This is a genomic window from Tessaracoccus rhinocerotis (assembly GCF_007197885.1).
In the GTDB taxonomy this organism is placed as follows: domain Bacteria; phylum Actinomycetota; class Actinomycetes; order Propionibacteriales; family Propionibacteriaceae; genus Arachnia; species Arachnia rhinocerotis.
Map to the genome: position 1 here is coordinate 392,918 of NZ_VKKG01000004.1, position 23,860 is coordinate 416,777.

At 65.8% G+C, this 23,860-nt stretch carries 15 protein-coding genes and 1 pseudogene; 8 read left to right on the forward strand and 8 right to left on the reverse strand.

Going from position 1 to position 23,860, the window contains the following annotated elements:
• The first annotated feature begins 620 nt into the window (after window positions 1-620).
• Window positions 621-2,108, forward strand: coding sequence for a DUF6544 family protein (locus FOJ82_RS16500; protein ID WP_221933136.1), 1,488 nt, complete (start codon window positions 621-623; stop codon window positions 2,106-2,108).
• A 62-nt stretch (window positions 2,109-2,170) separates the two neighbouring features.
• Window positions 2,171-2,830, forward strand: a complete 660-nt coding sequence (locus FOJ82_RS11645; protein ID WP_143938643.1) for a hypothetical protein — start codon at window positions 2,171-2,173, stop codon at window positions 2,828-2,830.
• On the opposite strand, the gene FOJ82_RS11650 is transcribed toward FOJ82_RS11645, so the two are convergent.
• The 5 genes from FOJ82_RS11650 to FOJ82_RS11665 form a co-directional block, all read right to left on the reverse strand.
• Window positions 2,787-3,878 carry an alpha/beta hydrolase family protein gene (locus tag FOJ82_RS11650; protein WP_185975750.1) on the reverse strand — a complete coding sequence of 364 codons (1,092 nt, stop codon included), beginning with the start codon at window positions 3,876-3,878 and terminating at the stop codon, window positions 2,787-2,789. The two genes, FOJ82_RS11645 and FOJ82_RS11650, sit on opposite strands and share 44 nt — an antisense overlap.
• 85 nt (window positions 3,879-3,963) lie before the next feature.
• Window positions 3,964-4,665, reverse strand: coding sequence for an AMIN-like domain-containing (lipo)protein (locus tag FOJ82_RS16240; protein WP_185975751.1), 702 nt, complete (start codon window positions 4,663-4,665; stop codon window positions 3,964-3,966).
• A gap of 43 nt (window positions 4,666-4,708) precedes the next feature.
• A complete protein-coding gene (locus FOJ82_RS11655; protein ID WP_143938645.1) occupies window positions 4,709-5,119 on the reverse strand; it encodes a type II toxin-antitoxin system VapC family toxin in 411 nt (136 codons plus the stop codon).
• A complete protein-coding gene (locus FOJ82_RS11660; protein WP_143938646.1) occupies window positions 5,116-5,343 on the reverse strand; it encodes a FitA-like ribbon-helix-helix domain-containing protein in 228 nt (75 codons plus the stop codon). Before FOJ82_RS11660 ends, FOJ82_RS11655 begins: the two co-directional genes overlap by 4 nt.
• Window positions 5,344-5,372: 29 nt before the next feature.
• Entirely contained in the window at window positions 5,373-6,647 is a 1,275-nt protein-coding gene (locus FOJ82_RS11665; RefSeq protein WP_143938647.1) for an endo-1,4-beta-xylanase, read from the reverse strand.
• Window positions 6,648-6,844: 197 nt separating this feature from the next.
• On the opposite strand from FOJ82_RS11665, the gene FOJ82_RS11670 reads away from it, so the two are divergent.
• From FOJ82_RS11670 to FOJ82_RS11685, 4 genes are all read left to right on the forward strand, one after another.
• The gene (locus tag FOJ82_RS11670) at window positions 6,845-9,562 is read left to right on the forward strand and encodes a sigma-70 family RNA polymerase sigma factor (protein ID WP_143938648.1); all 2,718 of its coding nucleotides are present in this window, start codon (window positions 6,845-6,847) and stop codon (window positions 9,560-9,562) included.
• Window positions 9,559-12,393, forward strand: coding sequence for a helicase-related protein (locus FOJ82_RS16960; protein WP_143938649.1), 2,835 nt, complete (start codon window positions 9,559-9,561; stop codon window positions 12,391-12,393). The genes FOJ82_RS11670 and FOJ82_RS16960 overlap by 4 nt, the downstream gene beginning before the upstream one ends.
• Window positions 12,386-17,062 carry a class I SAM-dependent DNA methyltransferase gene (locus tag FOJ82_RS11680; RefSeq protein WP_143938650.1) on the forward strand — a complete coding sequence of 1,559 codons (4,677 nt, stop codon included), beginning with the start codon at window positions 12,386-12,388 and terminating at the stop codon, window positions 17,060-17,062. Before FOJ82_RS16960 ends, FOJ82_RS11680 begins: the two co-directional genes overlap by 8 nt.
• A 177-nt stretch (window positions 17,063-17,239) precedes the next feature.
• Window positions 17,240-18,940, forward strand: coding sequence for an ATP-dependent nuclease (locus tag FOJ82_RS11685; protein WP_143938651.1), 1,701 nt, complete (start codon window positions 17,240-17,242; stop codon window positions 18,938-18,940).
• Between the two features lie 462 nt (window positions 18,941-19,402).
• Here the strand turns inward: FOJ82_RS11685 and FOJ82_RS11690 are convergent, their stop codons facing one another.
• Window positions 19,403-21,508, reverse strand: a complete 2,106-nt coding sequence (locus tag FOJ82_RS11690) for a GmrSD restriction endonuclease domain-containing protein (RefSeq protein ID WP_143938652.1) — start codon at window positions 21,506-21,508, stop codon at window positions 19,403-19,405.
• A 312-nt stretch (window positions 21,509-21,820) separates the two neighbouring features.
• Between FOJ82_RS11690 and FOJ82_RS11695 the strand changes: the two genes are divergently transcribed.
• Together FOJ82_RS11695 and FOJ82_RS11700 are read left to right on the forward strand one after the other, a co-directional pair.
• On the forward strand, window positions 21,821-23,023 hold the full coding sequence (locus FOJ82_RS11695; RefSeq protein ID WP_185975752.1) for a PD-(D/E)XK nuclease family protein: 1,203 nt from the start codon (window positions 21,821-21,823) through the stop codon (window positions 23,021-23,023).
• On the forward strand, window positions 23,020-23,253 hold the full coding sequence (locus tag FOJ82_RS11700) for a hypothetical protein (RefSeq protein ID WP_143938654.1): 234 nt from the start codon (window positions 23,020-23,022) through the stop codon (window positions 23,251-23,253). The genes FOJ82_RS11695 and FOJ82_RS11700 overlap by 4 nt, the downstream gene beginning before the upstream one ends.
• 23 nt (window positions 23,254-23,276) lie before the next feature.
• On the opposite strand, the gene FOJ82_RS16245 is transcribed toward FOJ82_RS11700, so the two are convergent.
• Together FOJ82_RS16245 and FOJ82_RS17105 are read right to left on the reverse strand one after the other, a co-directional pair.
• Entirely contained in the window at window positions 23,277-23,435 is a 159-nt protein-coding gene (locus tag FOJ82_RS16245; protein WP_185975753.1) for a hypothetical protein, read from the reverse strand.
• 61 nt (window positions 23,436-23,496) lie between these two features.
• A pseudogene (locus tag FOJ82_RS17105) lies at window positions 23,497-23,703 on the reverse strand (ScoMcrA-related endonuclease); the annotation flags it as partial.
• Window positions 23,704-23,860 lie beyond the last annotated feature (157 nt).

Here is a 23,860-nt window from a genome sequence, read left to right on the forward strand (position 1 = left end):
CGCACCCACTGACGTCAGCCCAGATGCGGGCTTGCTCACCGGCGGGGTTCTGAAAGATCAGGACGAACTGCGGCCCCAGGTCCGCAGGACACTCAATATCCCCGGTCGGAGGTAGGTGATCAGGCTGTGACTGGACGAACGCCACGAGATGGTCCACACGTACCTCCAGAGGTGCCCCGTGGTACGCATCCAAAATGTCCCCAACCCGTTCGGCGTCAGGGCAGATGATCACCCGAGCAGAATCGGTTGGGACTTCCGAGGGCTGCTGGTGGTGCTCGAAACGCACTTGCTGGCACCCTTCGGCGGCGGGAGTCGCTGGGGCGGGAGTAGGCCTTCCTGGAACGTTGCCTATCGGACTCTGGGAGTCACCGGGCACGCAGGCGACCAGCGAGACGATTGCCAGCATGCAGCCGCCTAGGCAGGTCACGATTCGTCGACGGCGATAGCTCATGCCGCATCCTCCCACGAGCGGCGAGCCAGCGACCTGGGATCGGATCGCGGTCCACAACGCAGGTGGCGGCCGCCGGGCCGCTAACGCGGGGGGGGGGGGGGGGGGGGGGGGGGGGGGGGGCAGATGGCGGCTACGGCCAGGCCTACGCTTCTTGTGGAGAGGTCGGAGCATGTTCGCAAGAATCACCGGGCGCGACATCCGCCAGCGCTTGGACCGCGACGCAGCGGCACTGACGCCGCCGTCACCCGGTCCCGCCGTGACAGAGGAGTGGGTTGCGTCGCTGCCAGAGGTCGTCCAGCGGTACTTCCGCATCATGGGTGTACTCGGACGCCCCGCCGTCTCGTCGTTCCGTGCGCACCTGACCGGCCGGTTCCGGCTGCGGGAGGGGCAACAGTTCATGCCCGTGCAGGTGTGGCAGTACAGCACGGTGGACCCGATCGCGCGGCTGTTCTGGATGCGGATCTCGATGGCCGGTGGCGTGCTTCCCATGGTGGGGCTCGACAGTTACGTCGAGGGCCGGGGCCGCATGCGCGGCAGACTTCTGGACACGTTCGTCGTGGCAGACGGCGTGGGCGAGGCGTTCGACGTCGGCGAGCTCACCACTTGGCTGAACGACGCCGTGATGCTCTCGCCATCGATGCTGCTGACCGCCGGTGCCGAGTTCGATGAGGTTGACGAGCGCTGCTTCGACGTCAGCCTCTCCGACGCCGGCCGGACGGTGCGTGCCCGTGTCGTCGTCGACGACGCCGGTCTGCCCGTCGACTTCCACACCGAGGACCGCTGGGCCGACCTCCCCGGCGGGCCGGTGCGCTCGCCGTGGTCCACCCCGGTTGAGGGATGGCAGCACTCGGACGGGCGGCCGCTGCCCAAGCGAGCGTCGGCGGTCTGGCACCTCCCCGATGGCGACCTCACCTACGCGATCCTCGACTTCGGGGCGGAGGCGGTCGAGGAGAACCCCGTCCTCATCCCTCCGGCACGCGCCACCCGCCCGTTGGGCGCGACGATGGAAGCCGCCGGGGGAGCGGTGGCCATCGTCGCCACCCTCATCGGCTCGCCGCTGCTGCGCTCCCGGTACAACCGGTGGGGCGCGACGGAGGCCGAGTGCCGCGCGGCCCTGCCGGGCGACGAGCTCGTTCCCGACCCTCGGATGGAGTCCACGCGCGCCATCACCATCGACGCGCCCCCGGACGCGGTGTGGCCGTGGCTGGCGCAGCTGGGTCAGGGCCGCGGTGGCCTCTACAGCTACGACGCCCTCGAGAACCTCCTTGGTCTGCAAATCCACAGCGCCGACCGGATCCTGCCGCAGCACCAGGACGTCGTACCCGGGGACACAGTCCGGCTGGGCAAGCCCGGCTCACCGTGCTTCAGCGTCGCCTCGGTGGAGGCCGAGCGCTCACTGGTGCTCGTCAGCGCCCAGCCCGCATCCGGCGAGCCGGTCCCGACGCCGGTGCGCGACGGCTCCGGCGCCACGTGGCAGTGGGTGCTGCAGCCGACGGAGGGTGGGCGTGCCACCAGGTTGGTGACCCGGCAGCGCAACACGCACCCCGACTCCCAGCGGTTGCTGTGGGGAATCGTCGAGCCCATCGGATTCGTCATGGAGCGCAGAATGCTGCAGGGCATCAAGTCTCGCTCCGAGCGAAGGGCACGAGTCCGATGACCCGGCCCGGGGGTGCACAGGGCCCGGCCCCGTCGTGGAGGAGCCTCTATAGGGTCGGGGCAGTGTCGGCGCTGCTGTTCGTGATCATGGTGCTGGTGCCCGTGACGCTGCTGTTCGTGGCCCCCGTCCCACCGACCGACGGTCGCGCGTTGCTGGAGTACATCGACTCGAACAAGGCGGTCTACCTCACCCAACTGGTGTCGTTCGTCGGGCTGGCGGTTCCTGCGATGCTGGTCTTCGCGGCCCTCGCCGTCGCTGTGAAGGGGGTCGACAAGAGCGTCGCGGCCATCGGGGGACTGCTCGGGGCCGCCTCCGAGATCATCGCCTTGGCCCTGGGAAGCAGCCCGCAGTCGTTGCACGGCGGTCTGGTGGTCCTGAGTTCGGCATACCGGGAAGCGGACTCGGAGGAGCAGCGGGCTGGCCTTGTCTCCGCCGCTGATGCCCTGATCGCGACGACGAATGCCGTGTCCTGGGGCGGTGTCCTGACTGCGGCGGGCATCCTGATCCTGTCGTTGCTCGTGCGCCGTGCGGGTCTGGGGCGCGCCGTCGCCGTCGTTGGAGTTGTGACCGGGCTACTCGGGATCGTGAGCGAGGCGCTGCGTCCCTTCCTCGGCGCCGGCTACATGATCTACGGCCTGCTCCTGCCCACCTGGTTCGCCATGGTGGGTTGGCAGCTGTTCACGATGACGCGCCCGGTGCGCCGTCGAGCCAGTCGGCCATGACTCGCAGGGCCAGGCGAAGATTGCCCATCTGGCAGTGGTTCTCGGCATGCTCGGCAGAGGAGAAGATGCGACCGCTCAACGACTTGGCGTTGACCATCGCCACCCGCTGCAGGTGAAAGAGCTTCAACGGTTGGAACCGATCCTTCTCCCCGCCCATCAGAAGGACGTCCTGGTCGACCAGCTCGGAGCTCAGGTGGCGTTCGTTCATCCCCAACAGCCACTGCACGGCCGCTGACGGCTCCGCGTCCAGTTGGTTGGTCATGAACAACGCTTGCCGCACCGTGTGGCGCAGCACCGGGAACGCCCGCATCCGCAGGCGAATCGACCAGTTCAGCAGGGCTGGTCGGGCCAACATCTCTCGCAGTATCCGACGCAGCACCGGCCCTGCCGCCGCGACGAGGTCGTACAGCGGCGGGTCCACGATCAGCCGGGTGATCCGCTTGTCGAACGCCGCCGCCCGCACGCACCAGTAGCCGCCGAACGAGATCCCCAGTAGGGCCACATCCTCCAGCCCGTAGTGGTCCAGGACCGCACCAGTGGGCTTCTCCCAGTCGTGGTCGTGGGCCAGGCCGTGCACGCGGTGGGCCGCCCCCTGTCCGGGACCCTCGAAGGCGACGACGTCGTATCCCCGGTCGGCCAGCACCCGCCAGAAGCAGAAGAACTCCTCCATGAACGAGTCGAACCCGCCGTGGGCGACCACTGTTCCCCGACGGTGGCCAACTGCGCGCAGACGAAGCGTGGGCAGGTGGCCGGCCCCGTAGGGCACCAGTCCACGCTCGAAGCCCTCGTCGGCGAATCCCCGGTCGAATGCCTCCACGAAGCGCCCGTACAGGACCGACTTGTCGGGGTCGGCGGGATCGGTCAGGAACTCTGCGGCCCTGAACGCGAACGCCGCGTTGCGCCAACGTCCCTCTCGCACGGCGGCTTCGGCCAGCTTGGTGAACACCGGCTTGTTGTCGGCCACTCGGCGGATCTCGCGGCCGGCGGTCTCGAGATCCTGCAGCCGTGAGTACCCGAGCGAGTACCACCGGTTCAACTGGTAGTTCACGAACCCGTTCCTGCTGAAGCGTCTGAACCCCACCGGGAGCTCGACCATCCGACACCTGCTCTCCCGGACCGCCGGCCCGACTCTGTCAATCGTGCTGGACGTCGACGACGATGCGGGCGGGGTCGGACAACGCGAACACCCGGTAGGCGGTCTCCTCGTCGAGCCCGATGACGATCTGCTGCTGGCCCTCGAACAGGCCGCCGAACACCACCTCGGTGACCACCTCCAGGCCCTCGCCCGGGACGGTGTCGCCGGAGTAGCGCTCCGGGGACTCATTGGCCCAGTCGATGCCGTTCACCCCGAGCTGCAGGAAGGCATCCCCCTCGACGTCGAGTGGGTTCCCGGTCGGGTCCTCGATGGCCTCCTCGGTGTAGCCGGCGAACCAGCCGAGGGTGGGGTCGGCGCCTGTGAGTTCCAGAACGATGCGGTCGTACCCGTCGTGGGTGCCGACGCGGACGCCGGTGATTTCCTGCGCGGTGTCCGGGGGCTGCGACGGCGGGCCCTGGCTCGAGGGTGCGGTGAGCCAGGGGTGGACTGATTCGACGTCGTCGGGCTCCGTCGCGGTCGGCGAGGGTGCCTCACCGGTTGCCGTCTGGGCGGGGGTGGTCTCGTCTGGGGTGGTGGGGGTCGCCGTCGTCGGCTCCTCGGATGAGGTCGTGGCTGGCGAGGTCTCCGCGCTCGTAGCCGTCAGCGACGGCGTCGGTTCCTCTGGAGGGGGAGCGGGCGCATCAGTGCAGCCGGCGAGTGCCAACGCCACGCCGATCATCGCCGCCCCCGTGCGCCTCATCACCCAAGAATACGCCCGCAGGAGACGGACCAACAGGCCCGAATCAACCCCACGGGTTGATGCAGGTCAGTCCGAGCGGTTGGAAGTGCTTGGTGTTGCGGGTGACAAGCGTCATCTGGTTCGTTTCGGTGACAGCGGCGATCAACGCGTCATCGTATGGAGCGTGCTCAGGCACTCGGTACGTGCTGAGGCGACGCGCTGCAGGGAGGTCGAATGGGAGCACACGACCTGCGAAAGCAGGTAGGACGCGTTCCTCGAACCACCGTCTCAGAACTTCGCCCTGCCGGGGATCCTCGCGTTCCTTCCTGGCGACACCTACCTCGATCTCCACCATCGTCAAGGCTGTGACGAAGAGCTCTGCAACTGGAACGGAGGCTGCCCAGGCTTCTGCCAGTGGTTCGCGGCCTCGTAGCCTCAGCGCCGAGACGACGTCGGTGTCCAGCACGTAGTTCATAGGTCCGTCGTTCGGGTGCCCAGCCCCAGCCTCTGCGGGGTGAACTCGATGTCGGCCCCTTCGTCGCTGGCGAGCAGATCCACCAAGGATTCTGGCTGGTGTTGGAGCGCGTCGGCGAGGATGCGTCGGACCTCCGCCTCCATCGACCGGTGGTGCTGTTCTGCGTGTCGTCTGAGAGCCGCCTTCGTGCCGGGAGGCAGATTCCTGATGAGTATCTGTTCCATCGTGACCTCCTGATATCACGACAAGGATATCACCAATTCGGCCGTGGCCTGGCGCGTGCGAGGTCAACCACGACGTCGCCACTGAAGCCGCGGGGGAGTTCCACCTCGGCGGTGCCGGCTTCGGTCGTGACCCGGTACCGGCCGGCGAAGGAGTCGACGTGGAGGCAGCCGTCGGAGTCGGTGGTGTGCTCCTGCGAGCCGTACCACCACTCGCCCTTGATGAGCTTGTGCAGAGCGTCGTAGCCGGGCTTGGGGGTGCCGTCCCTGCGCAGCAGGCCGCACGGTGCGCCCAGCCAGGCGCCGTGGTCCGTGATGCCCCAGTAGGTGACCGACTCGACGGACGGGTGGGTGAAGGTGGTGGTGTAGTGCTGCACCAGGTCGTCGGCCTGCCGGGCCTCGCCCTCGGGGGTGGAGGGCCAGTCGTCCACGACGTAGTCGTTGAGGTCGACGATGTGGGGAGGCATCAGGTCACCGGAGACGAGCGTGGTCTCGGTCAGCTGGAGCGGGATGCCGAACTGGGCGAACAGTTCGAGGCGCTCCTGGATCCCGTCCGCGCCGCGGAAGCCCTGGTGCATGTGGGTCTGCAGGCCGATGGCGTCGATCTCGACGCCGGCGTCGAGGCAGTCGCGGATCAGGTCGGCGTAGGCCTGCGTGAGCTCGAAGTCGTTGAGCACCAGGCGGACGTCAGGGTTTGCCTCCCGGGCGGTCTCGAACGCGAGCCGGACCATGCCGACGCGCCCCAGCTTCTGCGCCAGGCGGGTGACGGCGTTCTGCTCGGCAGTGAAGTCGGGGAGGATCACCACCTCGTTGATCGCGTCCCAGTGGTCGACGAGACCGGCGAACTGCGTGACGTCGCGGGTGATGCGCCCGCGGATGGCCGCCTCGACGCCGTCGTCGTCGAGTTCCAGCAGCCACTGCGGTGCGAGGGTGTGCCACAGCAGCGGGTGGCCCTTCAACCGGATGCCACGTTCGCGGAACCAACGTGCGGTGGCCTGCAGCCGTTCGGTCTCGGGGTTGCCGGGGGTCGGCTCGAACTGTCGCCAGTAGAAGGGGAGCGTGGCCTGGTTGAACAGGTCCAGCCACAGCTCGCTGAGGGACTCCATGTCCGTCGTCGGCTGGTGGTTGCTGCGCTCGGCGCCCGTCGGCGGACCCCCGATCCAGTCGACGAACTCGAACCCGATGTTGCCGAAGCCGAACGCGTGGTCGACCTGCTCGACGGTGACCTGCGCGTCACTGAGCGGCTCGCCGGAGGGTGTGGTGACAAGCAGGCGGCTATTGGTCTTGCGGTGGGACAAATCGGTCATGGGGCATGTCTACCGCTGCCAAGACAGGTTTGTCGAGTGCTGGAGGTCCACCCTGCCTGGAGGCCGCGGTCCGGGCGCCCAATGTCTCGCACGGCGGTTCTGGGGATTTCTTGTCGGACATGCCCGATATGTTCGACGCAACTTGAAACCGCTTCACAGGGGGAATCGTCGTGGGCAGTGTTGCCACGTTGGATCAGGTGCACCCTCGCGTCTCGTCGGACGCGCTGGGCCTGCGTCCTTGGCAGGAGGAGGCGATGGAGTCCTGGCGTCGCGCAGGATCTCATGGGGTCGTCCAGGCGGTGACGGGAGCTGGCAAGACCAGGGTGGGCGTGGCGGCAATCGCCGAAGCGTTGGAGATCGGGCGGCGTGCCGTCGTCATCGTCCCCACCCGGGTCCTCGTCAAGCAGTGGGAACAGACGCTCACGGAGTTGCTGCCGGCCGCTCGAATGTCCACTGGTAAGGCTGGGGACTGGCAGGTTCTCGTCACCACCGTCCACTCAGCGATGCGTGGGCCCGTGCTGCCCTTTGGTGAGAAGGGTCTGCTGGTTGCTGACGAGTGCCACCGCTACGGGGCGGACTCCTTCTCCCACGCGCTGAGGATGGGGTACCGCTGGCGGCTTGGCCTCACAGCCACCCTCGAGCGCGGGGATGACGGTGACGAGATCCTCGAGCAGTACTTCGGCGGCATCGTCTACGACCTCGGTTACGAGAGGGCGCTGGCCGACGGGCTGATCTCCCCGTTCAAGTTCGCGTACGTGAGCGTTCCGCTGTCGGCGGAGGAGCGGCGGGAGTACGACGCGCTGACCGAGGAGCTCAGCGAGGCAAGGCGCGCCCTGGTCATGCGATACGACATACCAACGGAGCCGGTCAGTGCATTCCTGCAGTCCGTGAGCGTCCTGGCGGAGGACCGCACCGTCGGTGGCGGAGGAGGGCTGGCCAGACGCTACATGGCGCGCTTCTCAGCCCGTAAGCGGGTTCTGGCCGAGACGAAGATGAAGCAGCTGGCGCTGGCCGGGCTCGCACCGGCCGTCGCGGCATCCAAGGGCAGCGTCGTGTTCACGCAGACCCAGGAGTCCAGCCTCGCCGCCGCCGAGGTCCTGCGGAGCACGGGATGCACGGCGGCCGCGGTCCATGGCCAGATGGATTCTGACGAGCGCGAGGAACGGATCGAACTGTTCCGGGACGGAGCGGTGACGGCTCTGACAGCGCCCCGCATCCTGGACGAGGGCGTCGACATCCCGGAAGCGGACCTCGGCGTCGTGCTGGCCGCCAACCGCAGCAGGCGGCAGATGATCCAGCGGCTTGGCCGCGTGCTGCGCAAGCGACCGGGCAAGACCGCCAGATTCGTCGTGCTGTATGCCGCCGGCAGCGTCGAGGACCCGTTCTCGGCCGACCACCTGCCCGACTTCTACGAGCAGTGCATACCGCACGCCCAGGAGTACGGGCAGTTCCGGCTGGAGGCAGGCCAGTTCGAGGAACTCCTCGAGTTCCTGGGCATCGAACACGGACAGGCCAGCGAGGCGCAGGCCCAGATCACGGACGCCGCCAGGCCGACGGTTGATTCCTCCCGCCGCCTCGCACCGGATTCGGGCCAGCAGCCGAGCGCACCGCCCAGCCATGCGCGGCAGGACCCGGAGGAGGTGGAATCCGGACGCTACGTCCCGACGACGCGGACGGGGACTGGACTCAGTACGGGCAAGGCCGGGGTCCGCGTTCCGGGGACGATTAGTGATGATTCCCTCGGCGTGTACCTCGGGCAGCTTCGCCGGTACCCGCTCCTTGCGGCCGAGGAGGAGACGGAACTGGCCAAGGCCATCGAGGCAGGCCTCTACGCGGAACACCTCTTGGAGAGCGGTGATGTTCGCAGGAACAGGGACTGCCTGCATCGCCTCGTGTCTCTCGGGGCCGAAGCCAAGCACACGATGATCGTCAGCAACCTCCGCCTCGTCGTGTCGATAGCCAAGCGCTACAGCGGACGGGGCCTCGAGTTCCTGGACCTCATCCAGGAGGGCAACATCGGTTTGATCCGAGCGGTTGAGAAGTTCGACTACCGGCAGGGGACCAAGTTCTCGACCTACGCGACCTGGTGGATCAAGCAGGCGACCACGCGCGGGCTGGCCGATCAGGGCAGGACCATTCGCATCCCCGTCCACATGGATGAGCGAATGCGGCAGGTGGACGGGATTCGACGTGAGAAGGGCCTGACGTGGAGGCAGTTCCTTAGCGCCCACCCGAAAGGCCTCGTGGACCCGGAGGTCCCGCGGGATGAGCTGGAGCGGATCGTCAGGCTGTGGCAGCCCCTGATGAGCGTTGACCAGCTTGCGGATGAGGTCGAGGATGCCCTGGTCTGCAGACCCATCGTCGGCGATCCGCCTGAGAACCAGGAAGCGGTGGTCGACGCCATGGCCAGGCAGGAAACCCTGAGGCGGATCATGGGCCCCCTCGAACATGAGGACCCGCGAGGTGCTTTCGTGCTGCGTGCGCGCCACGGATTGGTCACCGGGGAGCCGGAGACACTCGATGCCATCGGCGCCAGGCTGGGGGTCACCCGCGAGCGGGTCCGACAGATCGAGAAGCTGATGATGACCCGTGCCCGGCAGTTGGCTGGTCTGGAGGATCAGGAGCCGGCATCGGACAGCAGCGCCCACCCCATACCCAGACGGGCCGCCTATGGCGCACCAGCCCCAGCGGCCGAATCCCGTCCACGACGGGCCAGGCCCGAGCCAGGAGCGACGAAGCCTTCCAAGAAATCGGCCACGAAGAAGCGCGGGCGCAAGGCACGCTCGCTGGGAGCGGTCGCCCATCGAACCATCGCCGCGTGGGATGCGCTCGAGGCGAACAGTCAGGCTTCGTCCTCACTATCCGACGGGCACCGGCCCCGGGCTGATTGGAATGGATATGCTGCAGTCAAATGATCGACACTGACACCTTCGCACCCGGCAACGTCGTCGTGGTGCGCGACGAGGACTGGCTTGTGACGTCAGTTGACGAGTCTTCCGACGGACCCGTCCTCAACGCGCAAGGCCTCTCTGACCTGGTCCGCGGCCAGGACGCTGTCTTCTACCCCTCGCTGGACCGGATCAAGCTCAACGACCCCCGTGACACCACCGTCCGCGCCGACGACTCGCCCAAGTACCGCCGCTCCCGGCTCTGGGTCGAATCGACCCTCCGCAAGACCGCCGTCCCCCTCAGCGACGACTCGCTCACCGTCTCGCCGCGCATGCTCGCCCGCCAGCTGGGCTACCAGCACAAGGCCGTCGCCAAGGCCCTCGACCCCGCGACTCTGCGGCCCCGCATCCTGCTGGCCGACGCCGTCGGCCTCGGCAAGACGCTCGAGATCGGCATGATCCTCTCTGAGCTCATCCGCCGCGGCCGCGGCGAGCGGATCCTCGTCGTCACCCCGCGACACGTGCTGGAGCAGATGCAGCACGAGATGTGGAGCCGCTTCGCCATCCCGTTCGTGCGCCTCGACTCCCAGGGCGTGGCCCGCGTCAAGCAGAAGCTGCCCGCCAACCGCAACCCGTTCTCCTACTTCCGCCGCGTCATCATCTCCATCGACACGCTGAAGCAGGAGCGCTTCGTCCACGACCTGCGCCGCCACCACTGGGACGCGGTCGTCATCGACGAGTCGCACAACGTCACCAACACCGCCACCCTCAACAACCGGCTGGCCAGCATCCTCGCGCCGCAGGCCGACGCCCTGATCCTCGCCTCCGCCACCCCGCACAACGGGTCGCGCGAGTCGTTCGCCGAGTTGGTCCGCCTCCTCGACCCCACCGCCGTCAAGGCCGACGGCGACCTCGACGCCCGCCGCGTCGAGCAGCTCACCATCCGGCGACACCGCCACAGCGCCGAGGTGGCCGAGGAGGTGGGGGCCGACTGGGCCGAGCGCCTCGAGCCCGACAACCGCCTCATCGATGCCTCCCCGCAGGAGGACGCCGTCGTCGACGAGCTGGTCGACACGTGGCTCCGCCCGACGATCACCTCGCCCTACTCCGGCGCCAACGGCTCGCTGTTCCCCTGGACGCTGGCGAAGGCCTTCCTGTCCTCGCCCGCAGCCCTCCGCGACACCCTGCACAACCGCATCGAGCGCCTCGACCACACACCCGCCGCCCACCGCGAGGCCGAGGCCCTGCGCCGCCTGGCCGTCCTCAACGACGCCACCATGGCCACCTCGTCGAAGTACCAGGCCCTGGTCAGCTACCTCCGCGACGAAGTCCGCGTCGGCAAGTCCTCACCCATGCGCGCCGTCGTCTTCTCCGAGCGCGTCGCAACCCTCCACTGGCTCCAGGCCAAACTCCAGAAGGACCTCGGCCTCAAACCCGATCAGGTGGAGGTCCTCCACGGCGGCCTGGCCGACGACCAGCAGCAGGCCATCGTCGAGAGCTTCAAGCAGACCAGCTCACCCATCCGGGTGCTCGTCACCGGCGACGTGGCCTCCGAGGGCGTCAACCTCCACAAGCAGTGCCACCACCTCATCCACTACGACATCCCGTGGTCTCTCATCCGCATCGAGCAGCGCAACGGCCGCATCGACCGCTACGGCCAGAAGCAGCCCCCGCAGATCACCACGCTGCTGCTCAACACCGCGAATGAGCGCTTCTCCGGCGACATCCGCGTCCTCACCGCCCTCGTCGCTCGCGAGCACGAGGCCCACCGCGCCCTCGGGGACGCCGCCAGCCTCATGGGCCGCTACAGCGTCACCGCCGAGGAGGAGGCCATCCGCCAGGTGCTCGCCGGCTCCAAGAGCTTCGACGACGTGGTGGCCAGCCCCGAGGACATCGCCACCAGCGTCGACGACTGGCTGGCCCAGTACCTCGACGACGACGCCGACGATCAGCCCGAGCCCGCCGTCGTCGGCGACCACCTCCTCTACGCCAAGCCGGTGGACTTCCTCCGCGATGCCCTCCACGAGTACTACCCCTCACCCGAGGACAAGCCCCTCCCTCGGGACCTCGGCGGCGTCGCGTGGCGCGAACATCAGGCCGAGCACATCGTCGAGTTCGTCCCACCCGCCGATCTGCGCCAGCGCTTCGAGGTGCTCCCGCAGAGCTACCTGGCCGACCGCAACGTCCTCGAGCGCCTCCAGCTCGTCACCGAGCCCAACGCCGCGAGCACCATCCTCGACGCCGCCCTCACCGACACCAGCGCCTCCTCCTGGCCGGAGGCCCACTACCTCGGCCCCCTCCACCCGGTGCTGGACTGGGCCGCCGACCGCGCGCTGTCCCGGCTGGCCCGCGGCGAGATCTTCGCCGTCCGCGGCGACGTCGACGTGCCCACCGTCCTGCTCAACGGCACCCTCATCAATCGCCGCGGCCAGGTGGTGGCCTCGTCGTGGTTGTCCGCCCAGTTCCACGGCGCCACGCCCTTCGTCGAGGTGCACGCGACGGCGGGGGAGATGCTCGCCGACGTCGGCGTCATCGGCGAGCGCAGCAACCCCGGCCCGGTCCAGCTCCCGGACATCGATCTCGTCCGGCCCGCCGTCGAGCGCGCCGAGGACACCCTACGGTTCCAGTTCCAGGCCGCGGCGGACGCCGCGAAGGCGCGGGTCGACGAGTGGGTGGCCCGCGCGGAGGAGTGGCAGTCCGAGGCCGAGGCGCTCATCCAGCGCGACCAGGTGCGCCGCCGCCGCGCGCTCGTCGACGCGCAGGAGCGGTTGAGCCGCGACATGACCCCAGACCGCCAGCTGGTGCGCCCCCTGCTGGTGGTCCTCCCCGCCGATACCCCGGAGGCCACCCATGGCTGACAGCGACGCCCTCCTCGTCGTCGAGGACTGGATCAGCGAGCACTTCTTCACCACCGACGCCCGCAAGGAGTCCTACCTGGCCCGCGTCCTGGACCGGGTCAAGCAGTGGCGCGACGCCGAGCACCCAACCACCAAGTCGCGGTTCACCGCCGAGCGCTCCAAGCTCGCCACCGCGATGGCCGCCCTCTACGCCGACGACGACCCGGACCCGGACGCCGCCGCGGCCCTCCACGCCGACCTCCGCCGCATCCTCGGCTACGAGCCCGGCCCCTACGAGACGACGGTGAACGGGCCCGTCCGGCTGCTGCGTTCTCCCGGCCTCGAACCGACCCTGGCGCTGGTGGAGGCCAAGCCCGCCGCGACCCTCGACGAGCTGTTCGCCCGCCACGCCGAGACCCTCGCCGAGCCGTACGTCGTCGATGACGAGGACCCGATCACCTCGGCCACCAAGCTGGTCTCCACCTTGTTCCTCGACCACGAGGAGACGAAGTTCGCGCTCATTATGGCCGGCCGCTGGCTGGTGGTGGCCGAGGCCTCCCGCTGGCCGGAGGGCCGCTACCTGGCCGTCGACCTCCACACCGTCGCCGAGCGCGGCGACACCAAGCAGGGCGGCGAGATCGACCGGGCGCTGGTGGCCGTCGACGCCGAGTCGCTGGCCCCCGACGCCGACGGCAACATCTGGTGGGACGCGACGCTGGAGGCGTCCGTCGCTCACACCGTCGGCGTCTCCGCCGACCTGCGCGAGGGCGTGCGGGAATCCATCGAGCTCATCGCCAACGAGGTGGTGGATCGACGGCGCGCCCAGGGCCTCGATCCTCTGCCGCAGAGCCAGGCGCAGCCGCTGGCGCTGCAGTCGCTGCGGTTCCTCTACCGGATCCTGTTCCTCCTCTACGCGGAGGCGTCGCCGGAGCTGAAGATCCTGCCCGTGGGGGACCCGGACTACGCCCGCGGCTATTCACTGGACCGGCTCCGGGAGCTGGTGCAGGTGGAGCTCGCCTCCCCGCGCGCCCGCTCCGGCACCCACCTGTACGAGTCGCTGGCCCTGCTCTTTCGCCTCGTCGACCGCGGCCACTCGCTGGTTGAGGAGCGAGGGAGCGAAGCGACTGAGCGTCTCGAAACCTATGAAACGACCAATGACCGCCTAGTCGAGCGCGGCCTCGAGTTCCAACCCCTCCGCGCAGACCTCTTCTCACCCCAGGCGACTTCCCTGATCGACGAGGTCGGCCTCGGCAACCACGCCCTCCAGGAAGTCCTCCGCCGGCTGCTGCTCAGCAAGGAACGCTCCGGCAAGGAGCGCGGCTTCATCAGCTACGTCGAACTCGGCATCAACCAACTCGGTGCCGTCTACGAGGGCCTGATGAGCTACACCGGCTCGTTCGCTGACGTCGACCTCTACGAGGTGGCCCGCGACGGCAACCCGGAGAAGGGCTCCTGGGTGGTGCCGGTGGACCGTGCCGACCACTTGGCCGACAAGGACTTCGTCCTCGACACCGACCCCGTCACGGGCCAGAGGAGCCGCCGCCGCTACACTCGCGGCCAGTTCGTCTTCCGGCTCTCCGGCCGCCAGCGGCAGCGCTCCGCCTCCTACTACACCCCCGAGGTGCTGACGAAGTTCACCGTCTCCGAGGCGCTCGCCGAGCTGCTGGACCAGGACGGCCACACCACCACCGCCGAGGAGATCCTGGGCCTCAGCGTCTGCGAGCCCGCCCTCGGCTCCGGCGCGTTCGCCATCGAGGCCGTCCGGCAGCTGGCCGAGCAGTACCTCAAGCGCCGGCAGGAGGAGCTGGGGGAGCGGATCGACCCCGATCTCTACCCGGCCGAGCTGCAGAAGGTGAAGGCCTACCTGGCCCTGCATAACGTCTACGGCGTGGACCTCAATGCCACGGCCGTGGAGTTCGCGGAGATCACGCTGTGGCTGGACACGATGGCCGAGGGACTCCAGGCCCCGTGGTTTGGGCTGCGGCTGCGCCGCGGCAACTCGCTGGTGGGGGCGTCGCGCTCCTTCTACACGCGCGATCAGGTCAACGACAAGCGTTGGCTCACCACCCCGCCTACTGCGGAGCCGCTCACCGACATCGCCGCCCGCATCGAGCAGGACCGCCCCGAACTCAGCGGCTCCGGTGGCCGCATCCACCACTGGCTCCTACCCGCCGCAGGCTGGGGAGCGACGTCCGAGTCCAAGGAGGCCAAGGAACTCGTCCCCGACCGCGTGGCCAAGGTCAAGGCATGGCGCAAGGCGATCAAGGGCAAGCCGACCAAGAAGCAGCTTGATCAGCTGGTAGCGATCTCCCACGAGGCCGAGGAACTGTGGGCGATGGCCTACCGCCGCCTCATGGTCGCCGAGCAGCAATCGGCTCGGCAGATCCCGCTGTGGGGGATGCCCCAGGACGTGGCCAACCAGCACCAGGCAACGGTGGTGACCCGCGAGCAGATCGAGGAGTCGCTGTCCGATGACGACGGCGCCTACCGTCGACTCCGACGCATGATGGACGCCTGGACCGCTCTCTGGTTCTGGCCGCTGACTGGCGACGACGTGGCCCCGCCGACCCTCGACCAGTGGATCGACGCCGCCCAGGGCATCCTCGGCACCCAGAAGCTATCGTCTCGCGGATCGAAGCAGGGGATGGGCACGCTCTCCCCGGCAGACCAGTGGGAGGCGATGGCCGACCAGGAGAGCTTCGAACTCGCAGGTGCCGGCGCCCGTCGAGTAGGGGACGTGCTCGACGACCACCCATGGCTGCGCGTATGCGAAGACGTCGCCCGCGAGCAGGGCTTCTTCCATTGGCAGTTGGACTTCGCGACAGTGTTTGGCCGCGGAGGCTTCGACCTCCAGGTAGGGAACCCGCCTTGGGTGAGACCCGACGTGAACGTCGACGCTCTTCTGGCCGAGAGCGACCCGTGGTGGCAGTTGGCTCTCAAGCCGTCCGAGTCTGTCAAGTTCTCGCGACGCACAGAGACTCTGCAGTCCCTCAGGGCTGGCGACATCGTCACGGCCGGGGCGGCCGAGATGGTCGCATTGCGTACCTTCGTCGGAGATGTCACCACCTACGCGGAGTTATTCGGCCTGCGGCCGGATCTCTATCGTTGTTTCATGGCTCAGACATGGGCTCACTCTTCACGCAGGGGAACGGTGGGATTGATCCACCCGGAGACGCACCTCACGGACGATAAGGCAGGGGGGTTAAGGGAGCGAACGTATCGTCGACTAAGACGCCACTGGCAGTTCGTTAACGAACTGCAGCTTTTCGACGAGGTTCACAACCTCGTCAATTATGGCGTGCATGTCTACGGTGCCACCAGAGGCGTTTCGTTCCTCAACGCAGCGGGCCTGTACCATCCCGATACGGTCGCGCGATCACTGAAGCATGATGGATCGGGTGAAGAACCAGGACTGAAGTATGAGGGCCAGTGGGATCTTCGGCCTCACGGTTCACGTATTCAATCCGTCAGCGACGTGACTCTCACGGTGTGGCGAGACATATTGGAGGGTGCGGAAGCCCCATCGAGCACCGCGCGTATGCTTTACACGAGCAATCACTCCACCGCGAAAGTCATGGCCCACCTAGCGCGGGCTCGGCGTGTGGGATCGCTCGGGTTGCAGTTCTCACAGGGATGGAATGAGACCACCGACAGGCAGAAAGGTCGATTCGTCCAGGAGTGGGGCCCGGCGTCATGGGGCGATGCGATCCTCCAGGGTCCGCACCTTCACGTGGGAAACCCGTTCTTCAAGTCGCCCAACCCCACGATGAGTAGCAACAAGGATTGGTCGGTCGTCGACCTCGAGACGCTCGCTGCAGATGCCCTTCCCACGACGGCATACAAGCCAACGGGAGACTCGGACGTCTACGACGCCGCTTATGGCAAGTGGAACGGTTCGTCACAACGAGACGACTTCCGCGTGGCGTGGCGAGGGATGGCTGCGAATACCGGTGAGCGGACGTTGATGCCTGCTGTGATTCCACCAGGTGCAGCCCACATATTCACACTCTACTGCCTCGGGGGCGGGCCCAATCCCTCGGTCGTACTAGCTGCCGCCGCCATGTCCTCCATGCTTAATGACGCGCTGGTCCGAGCGCTTCCCAAGAGCGGAATCATCCAGAGCACCGCGATGCAGTTGGCACTACCGCCGTCTGACCACCCACTCATCCCGCGACTACTCCTCCGCACCCTCCGCCTGAACTGTGTCACCGATGCCTACTCCGACCTGTGGCGCGAGGTGTGGGACCCGGCGTTCGTTGAGGATGAATGGTTGCTCGGCAAGGCGTATCGCGATGCACCGGGTCTTGGTGGCGTTGGACCGGAGTGGACACCTCACACACCTCTGCGACGCGACGTGGACCGTCGCAACGCCCTGGTGGAGATCGACGCGCTGATGGCCACGATGCTCGGAGTCACGGCTGACGAGCTCGCCACGATTTACCGCACTCAGTTCGCGGTCCTGCTCGGCTACGACCAGAACGATTACATCTACGACGCCAACGGCCGCCTGATTCCGACGCAGGTTCGCCAGCTCTGGCGCAAGAAGGGCGACAACCTCACCGAGGACGAGCGCACCGCCACCCACCCAGCCGGCGTGGTCTACACCTACGAACTCCCGTTCGCGCCGCGCGACCGCGAAGCTGACTTCAGAGTAGCCATGTCCGCACTTGAGAAAGGGCTGAACCCTTGAGGTCGCCTTCTTCGCCGGAATCTGGGGGCCCGCAAGGTTGGAGTGTGCAAGCGCCCGTATTGGCAACGAACCAGGCCAAAGGACTCCACCGAAAATTCGCTGAGGATGAGACGCGTTTCCCATTGACTGAGGTGCGGCAACACTCAATCGCAAGATATCTGTGAAGGTGAACACTCTATGCGCGTAACAAGATTCAAGGTTGAACGTTACCGGTCGATTCGCACATCAGAATCCATCGACTTGAGTACGCTGTCGGTGCTTGTCGGTCCGAACAATGAGGGGAAATCCAATATCCTGCGAGCGATAGTGGTGGGGCTTCGTGCTCTCTCTCGGATCGGTCAGGACCCTTTTGATGCTCGACTCTCGCGGGGAGTGCTTCGCCGCCGGATAGATGACTTTGAGAGCTATGATTGGTCGCGAGATTTTCCTCTAGGGCTTCAGGATACTAGCCCCGGAGCAAGCAGCGTTTTCGAGTATGAGTTCGAACTGAATGAGGCTGACAAGGCAGACTTCAAAGCGAATACAGGTCACGCGCTCAACGGGCATCTCAAGATTAGGGTTCTCCTGGATGCGCAGGGGCGAGCTGTCTTCAAGATTGTCAAGCAGGGTCCGAGTAGCGCCGTGATGAACGCAAACATCCGCAAGATCGCGCAATTCATTTCCCGCAGGATTCGTGTAGAGTACATTCCGGCTTCTCGTACCGCGGAGGAGAGCTTATCTATCGTCCGAAGGGAGGTCTTGGCTACCTATCGATCGTTAGCCGAGGATTCAGAGTATCGCGCCGCCATGGCACATCTTGAACGGTTGATCAACGAGTCGCTAGTTCCTGTGCAGGAAAAGCTACTGAAGCATGTGCAGTCTCTTGTGCCGAGTGTTCGCGAAATCGGTATTGCAGCCGATCTGGGCCCAGGCTTCATGAGTCCAGAGCGTATCGACGTGCAGTTGGATGATGGACTGCGAACGTCATTGAGTACAAAGGGGGACGGGGTGCAGAGCTTGGTGGCGATTGCCTGGTTGCGCATGACCGCCACTGACCGAACCAATGGGACATGCATTCTTGCTGTGGAGGAGCCCGAGGCGCACCTCCATCCCGGCGCGGTACGGGAACTGGCGCAAGCGCTTGACGAACTCGCAGCTGAGCATCAGGTTGTACTCACCACCCACTCGCCCATTCTTGTGCGCCGGGAGCCCGCCCGTGCAAACATAATAGTGAAATCTCATTCGGCCGCTCCAGCCAAGAATCTCATGGCGGTACGCGATTGCCTGGGGGTCAGGTTGCCGGACAATATGACATCTGCGGAAGTCGTATTAGTTGTAGAGGGTATTCATGACGCTGTAGTACTCCGGCATCTCCTGAAAGAGAGAAGCCGGGTCATTGCGGCCTGTCTCCTGAGCGGGAGGCTGGCTATTCGAGATGCTGGCGGTGCTTCGAATGTGCCCTACCACTCTAAGCTGTCCGCTGATTCGGTGTGTCGAGTTCATGCGGTCCTTGATGACGACAAGGAGGGGCGTGCTGCTAGATCGAGGCTGGAGCAACTGGGGTTTGAAGCCAGCGATGCGACGATGCTGTCCGCCGTAGGAATGAGTGAGAGTGAGTTGGAGGACTTGTTTGACGAAGCCATCTTCGCCCCGCTCCTTTTGGATAGGTACGGCGTCACATGTGACCCGAAGGTCACCCAACCCCAGAAGAGGTTCTCCTTGAGGATGAAGGACTACTTTCGGAGCAGCGGCCAAGTATGGTCTGATTCGACCGCTAGCAATGTTAAAGCGGAGTTGGCTCAACTTCTGGTCAGCGGCCATGAGCCGGCTGTCGTCAGCAGGGAGCGTGAGGGAGTCATGGGCGCACTGGTGCGAGCGCTGGAGCGGAAGTTGTCTTGACCAGCATTCTTGAGTCGAAAGCGGGGGCCGAAGATTTGCGTACATCCCCCTTTTCCGAGATGCGCTTGCGCGCTGCACCTGCGTAGCGAGAGTCACGTGAGTGAGCTGCTGCCCGGTTGATCAGGCCATGCGGGCGCGGGGTGGCCTGATCGCCTACCTCATCACCACTTTCGCCCTCGTCGACTCGGACGCCCAGGCTGGCCTCCGCGAAGTCTTGGAGTAAAGGCGGAGTGGGTACTCGAGCGCCCCTACTTGCGCACCGGGATGCCATTCAGCGCCGCCCCAGTCCTAGCCGCCTCACCGTGGACTGGGTGCCCTCCGCTTCGGCGCCCTACGCCCACTAGGCAGCAGCGTTCCGGCGGCCCTTCAGCATGAACGGCCGTCCTCGGCCGACGCTGGTCACTACTGGTACCAAGTCGGACATAACCGAGGCATCAGCCCAGTCTGGCTGGCCCCGTCGGGTTACGCCGCCTGATCGCCGAGTTCCTCAGCTACGTCCGTGAGGGGGGTGAGTCCCTCGTCCACTTCGAGCGCCCAGAACTCTAGGCCGCTGATGTTGTGTACATCGAGGAACCTTGCTGCGTCGTCCAGGTCGTCGAACTCGTGCTCCCCATCTATCAGTACAGTCCCGTCGTCGGTGATCACTGCGTCGACGACCCAATCCGGATCCACCGGGTCCAGCAGGTCGCCAGGCCGGAGAAGGCCAGCATCCAGAAGCTCGCGAAGCGATGGTTCGTGGCGCTCGAGAGCGCTGAAGTTGTCGTCGACCGTCCCAGCGGCCCGGCCAGAGCGGAGCTTCGAGAAGGCATCACGGGTGACCTGAGCAATCAGATCGCGACGCCGAGCCAGGAACTCGTCGTACTCCAGTAGATGCCAGTCCTCGGGCAGGGCGTGCCAGTACATCTGTTGCTGGAGTTCCTCCCCACGGATGTGCCGGGCCTGCAAGAGCTCCGGCCAGTACTCGGCGGGCGGCCGGTCGGAGATGAGAATGTTGGTCGCCCAATCGGTAGGCGCGTAGTTGGCGATCTGGTTGACCCGCTTCACGTCGTCGATACCGAGCTCACGACCGAGGTAGGCCCGGGGGAACAGGTGGTGTCCCTCCATGCCCTTGACCGTTGGCAGCGTCGGATCCATCCACTGCGACACGGGCATGTCCAACATGAACATCTTGGCGTCGAGGATGTTGAGAGCGGCCAAATAGCATTGGTAGGCGGGCGACAGTGCAGCATTGGAATACGCAAGCATCTGGGGCATACCGAAACGCCAGAAGTCTGCAGTCATCTCAGCGTCGACGATCTCGTCCAGCGCTTTGACGAAGCCGTCCGCATCGCCAGTCGCCACGAGGTCCAGCCGGCTCAGGTCCTTGCTCAGCTGGGACTCGGCTGAACCTGTGTACCTGCCGGTGAGTTGGGCCATGAAAATCCAACGGGCGATGACCGCCCTGAGGGTCGTGATGTCCACGCGGAATCTGGTGCGTCCCAGCAGGAACAGGATGTAGCTGGAGATCACGTTCAACGAGGAGGTGATGTTGCGTGCTTGGCGGAATCCCGCCATCTGGATGGCGTGGATGAACTCAGTCCAGTTGACCCGATCGGTGACCACAGGGAGAGCTTGCTGCAGGCGGTTGAGTTGCTCGTGCAGCTTCTCTTCATCCACGTAGCCGGTCTGCGGGTCGCGTGCCTGGAGTGCCGTGTAGGCGTCCTGAAGACGCGCGCGGCCTTGTCCGACGGCCACCATGGCGCGGACCACATGGAACGTCTCAACGGCGAGGAACGGGTTCACGGGCGTCCATCGAATCGGGCTGCCAGCGATTTCCGACGCCCGTTGGGGCGTGATCCTGGAATGCCGGGAGAAGTCCTCGATCTGCTCCCGCCCCTCAGGCCAGAAAACGGAGAGCCAGGTCAGGATGTAGTCGGACGCTCGGAGGCGGACCCCTTCAGAGTTGATGCGCACGAAGATGTCGGCGACGAGGCCCTTTCCCGACTCACCGGCGATGTGAACCACGTTGAAGGTGTACTTCTTGAGGTCACCGAGCCGTTCGAAGACCCTGTCCAAGTGGTCCTCCTGATCGTCGGTCAGCTCGCCGACGGATGACTCGTAGCGCTTGATGAACTCCCGCTCAGTCCTCTTGGACGATTCGAAGTACGTCGCAATGTTCTCGATCCACTGGGGCGACTTCGCGAGAGCGGGAGTGCGGACCTCAAACCGCTCCGAGAAGGGATTGAAAGAGATGGTGATCTGCTTCTCCATGTAGTCGGAGTTGCGCACCGGACGGCCCTTGATCGAGGCATAGAGGCTGGTGATCCTTTGCTGACCATCGACGATCTGGTGTCGCCCTCCCAGGCCAGAGCCATGTCCGATCGCGCGGCTGGCCTCGCCAGATGCGTCGTCCCAAAACATCAGTTCGCCGACGGGGTAGCCCCGGTACATCGAGTCGAAGAGGTCGCGGACCTTGGTCGTGGGCCACACGAAGGGCCGTTGCAGATCGGGTAGGCGGATGCTGCCCTGCTCAATGCCGCCTACAAGTTGTTCGACTTGCCAGGAGACCGTCTTGAAGATCGATGCCATAACTCCACTCCGGTGTAGATCACTTCCCCGCACCTTACCCACCGAGTGCCATCCAGCGCAGACGGAGAGGCTAGCCGTACGCGCCGAAGTAGGGGGCCAGCCTTGATGCGTCGCGAGGCCAGGCATCGTCGCGTGTAGCCGCCCTGTGAGCAGCCACGGCAACGCGACGATCGGGGAAGGGGCCTTGGCCGGAGTTGGCCGAGTGCCACAGGGTCACGGGGGATGGCGACTTCCTCTGCGCGGGACGGCGTGGCGTTCACCCGAGAGGGATATATTCAGTCCAAGGCGCAAGCTAGCAGCCTGGGAGGTGTCGTGCGGGACGACTTGGTGACAGGGATTCTGCCAGTGCTGGGGAGGTCGTCGGAGCTCGGCTTCAACGTCTTCGATGTCATGCACCACGGTCTCCATGAGAAGCAGATCTCCAACGTCTTTCGGTGGCTACTCGACTCCGGAGGGACCCACCGCATGGGTGACACGTTCACCCGCATCTTCATGGACGAGGTCAACCGTGCTAGACCATCTGAGGATCCGTTCCCTCTCGATGGTTACTGGGTTCGGCAGGAGGTGAACACCTCCGATCCAACCGACCCCGGGGACATCGCCGATTTGGTGCTGGAGAGCGAGACCTCGGTGGTGGTGATCGAGAACTTCGTCACCTCCGACGGGCACGGGCACGACTACGACCGCTACCTGGCCTACAGCCAGCGAAAGGGTGGGCGGGGCGTTGTGGTGCTGCTGTGCAGGGACGAGGACCGCTCGCTCCAGACGAAGGGCTGGCAGCATGCTCGCGTCGTCACCTACGCCACCTTGATCAACCGCCTGCGGGAGGAATTGGCCAGCGACGATAGGTGGGGACGAGACAATCCAGAGGCGTACACGTTCATCGAGCAGTTGTACCGCAAGTTCGTAAGGGGGAGAGGGCCCGTGCAGGATGGGGAAGTGCTGGATTTCGTGGTGGCGATGTGCCAGACGGGCGAGGCGCGCAGGTACCAGATATCGAGCAAGGCTGTCGCAGCCGAGCAGTTTGCCACCGACGTCGCCGAGCAGGCTCGGGAACGCTTCGGGGAGGGGCGAGAGCTGCTGCAGCGAGTCAGGACGAAAGTAAGGAATTACGGCGCTGACGTACTCGCACCCCAGCTGAACGCGACCCTCGGGGAGGGAACAATCACCAAGGTCGGTGCAGCCTTTCGAGGGATCTACCAGTGGACCGTCAACTTCGATCTGGGCTCGGAAGGCGGAGAGTCCGGTGAGTCTCCGCTCCAGATCAAGTTTGGACCGTCGGCGTGGTTCGCCATCGAAGAGGACCCCAACTGGCAGGACACGGTCGACCCGGACGTCGCGGACTACTCGCGCTTGTTCCTCACGAGGTCAGCGCGGCGCGAGATCCGGCAGTCGAGCGTCACCTTGCAGGAGGTCCTCGACGGGCTAGAGCCTACGGATCGCCGACTTCACGATGAGATCCTGCAGCTGATCAGACCTCCGGCTACTGCGCCTGAGGGTGGCGCATTTTCATGATGCGTCTGAACATGGCTGTCTCTCGGGAAGTCCGCGCGGAACTCGAGCGTCAGGAGTTGAAGCCGAAGGCCCTCACCTTCTGGCTGGGCGTGGGAGACGCCAAAGCGCGGTCGCTCTGCGCCGGCAAGTCGGTGTGGACACTGGCTGATTTGGAGTCGGTCTCCGAAGGGCTCGGCGTCGATCTCCCGGAGATGCTGGCTCGATGTGCCGCTCGGCTGCAACCACAGTAGAGGGGGCACATCCGACAGGTTTGTCAGCGGTACTGGCGTTGCTGAGCGGCGTCGATGGCGGCGACCCCCTCGGAGGTCAACTCAACTACTTCGATCATCACTCCCAGATCGGAGATTGCCGCTGCTTGCCGTGGCGTGGGCGAGGTCTCGTTGGCACGCAGAACCTTCTGATGGTTGCTCACGCCTGGACCATGGATCACAGGTCTCCTCCTTTAGGCGACCCCTGAACCGCATCTATTGTCGTCAGTGACGTATTTCGATCTCGAATCCCAGTCGCTGCAAGTGAGTTGCTGCCGCAGCAGTCGAGACCCCACCGTTGAAGTCCCGCCATTCGAGGGGAACCCCGCGCTGGTATCCATGGGCCGCTCCTGCGATGGCTCTTGAGTCGTACCTCTTGCCGTTGTAGACGAGCAGGTATTGTCTGGGCTTCCCGAAGCTGTATCGCTGGAGGAATGTCTCCCGCCTATGCGGTCGAACTCATCCATGGCTGCCAGTACTGGCCTGACCCCGTTTAGTAGGTCCAGACGTTGTGAGAGTCGTCTTGTCGCCCGATACGTCGGGCAGGAAGACTGGTCTCATCATGACAAGCAGCAGAAAGCGTCACACC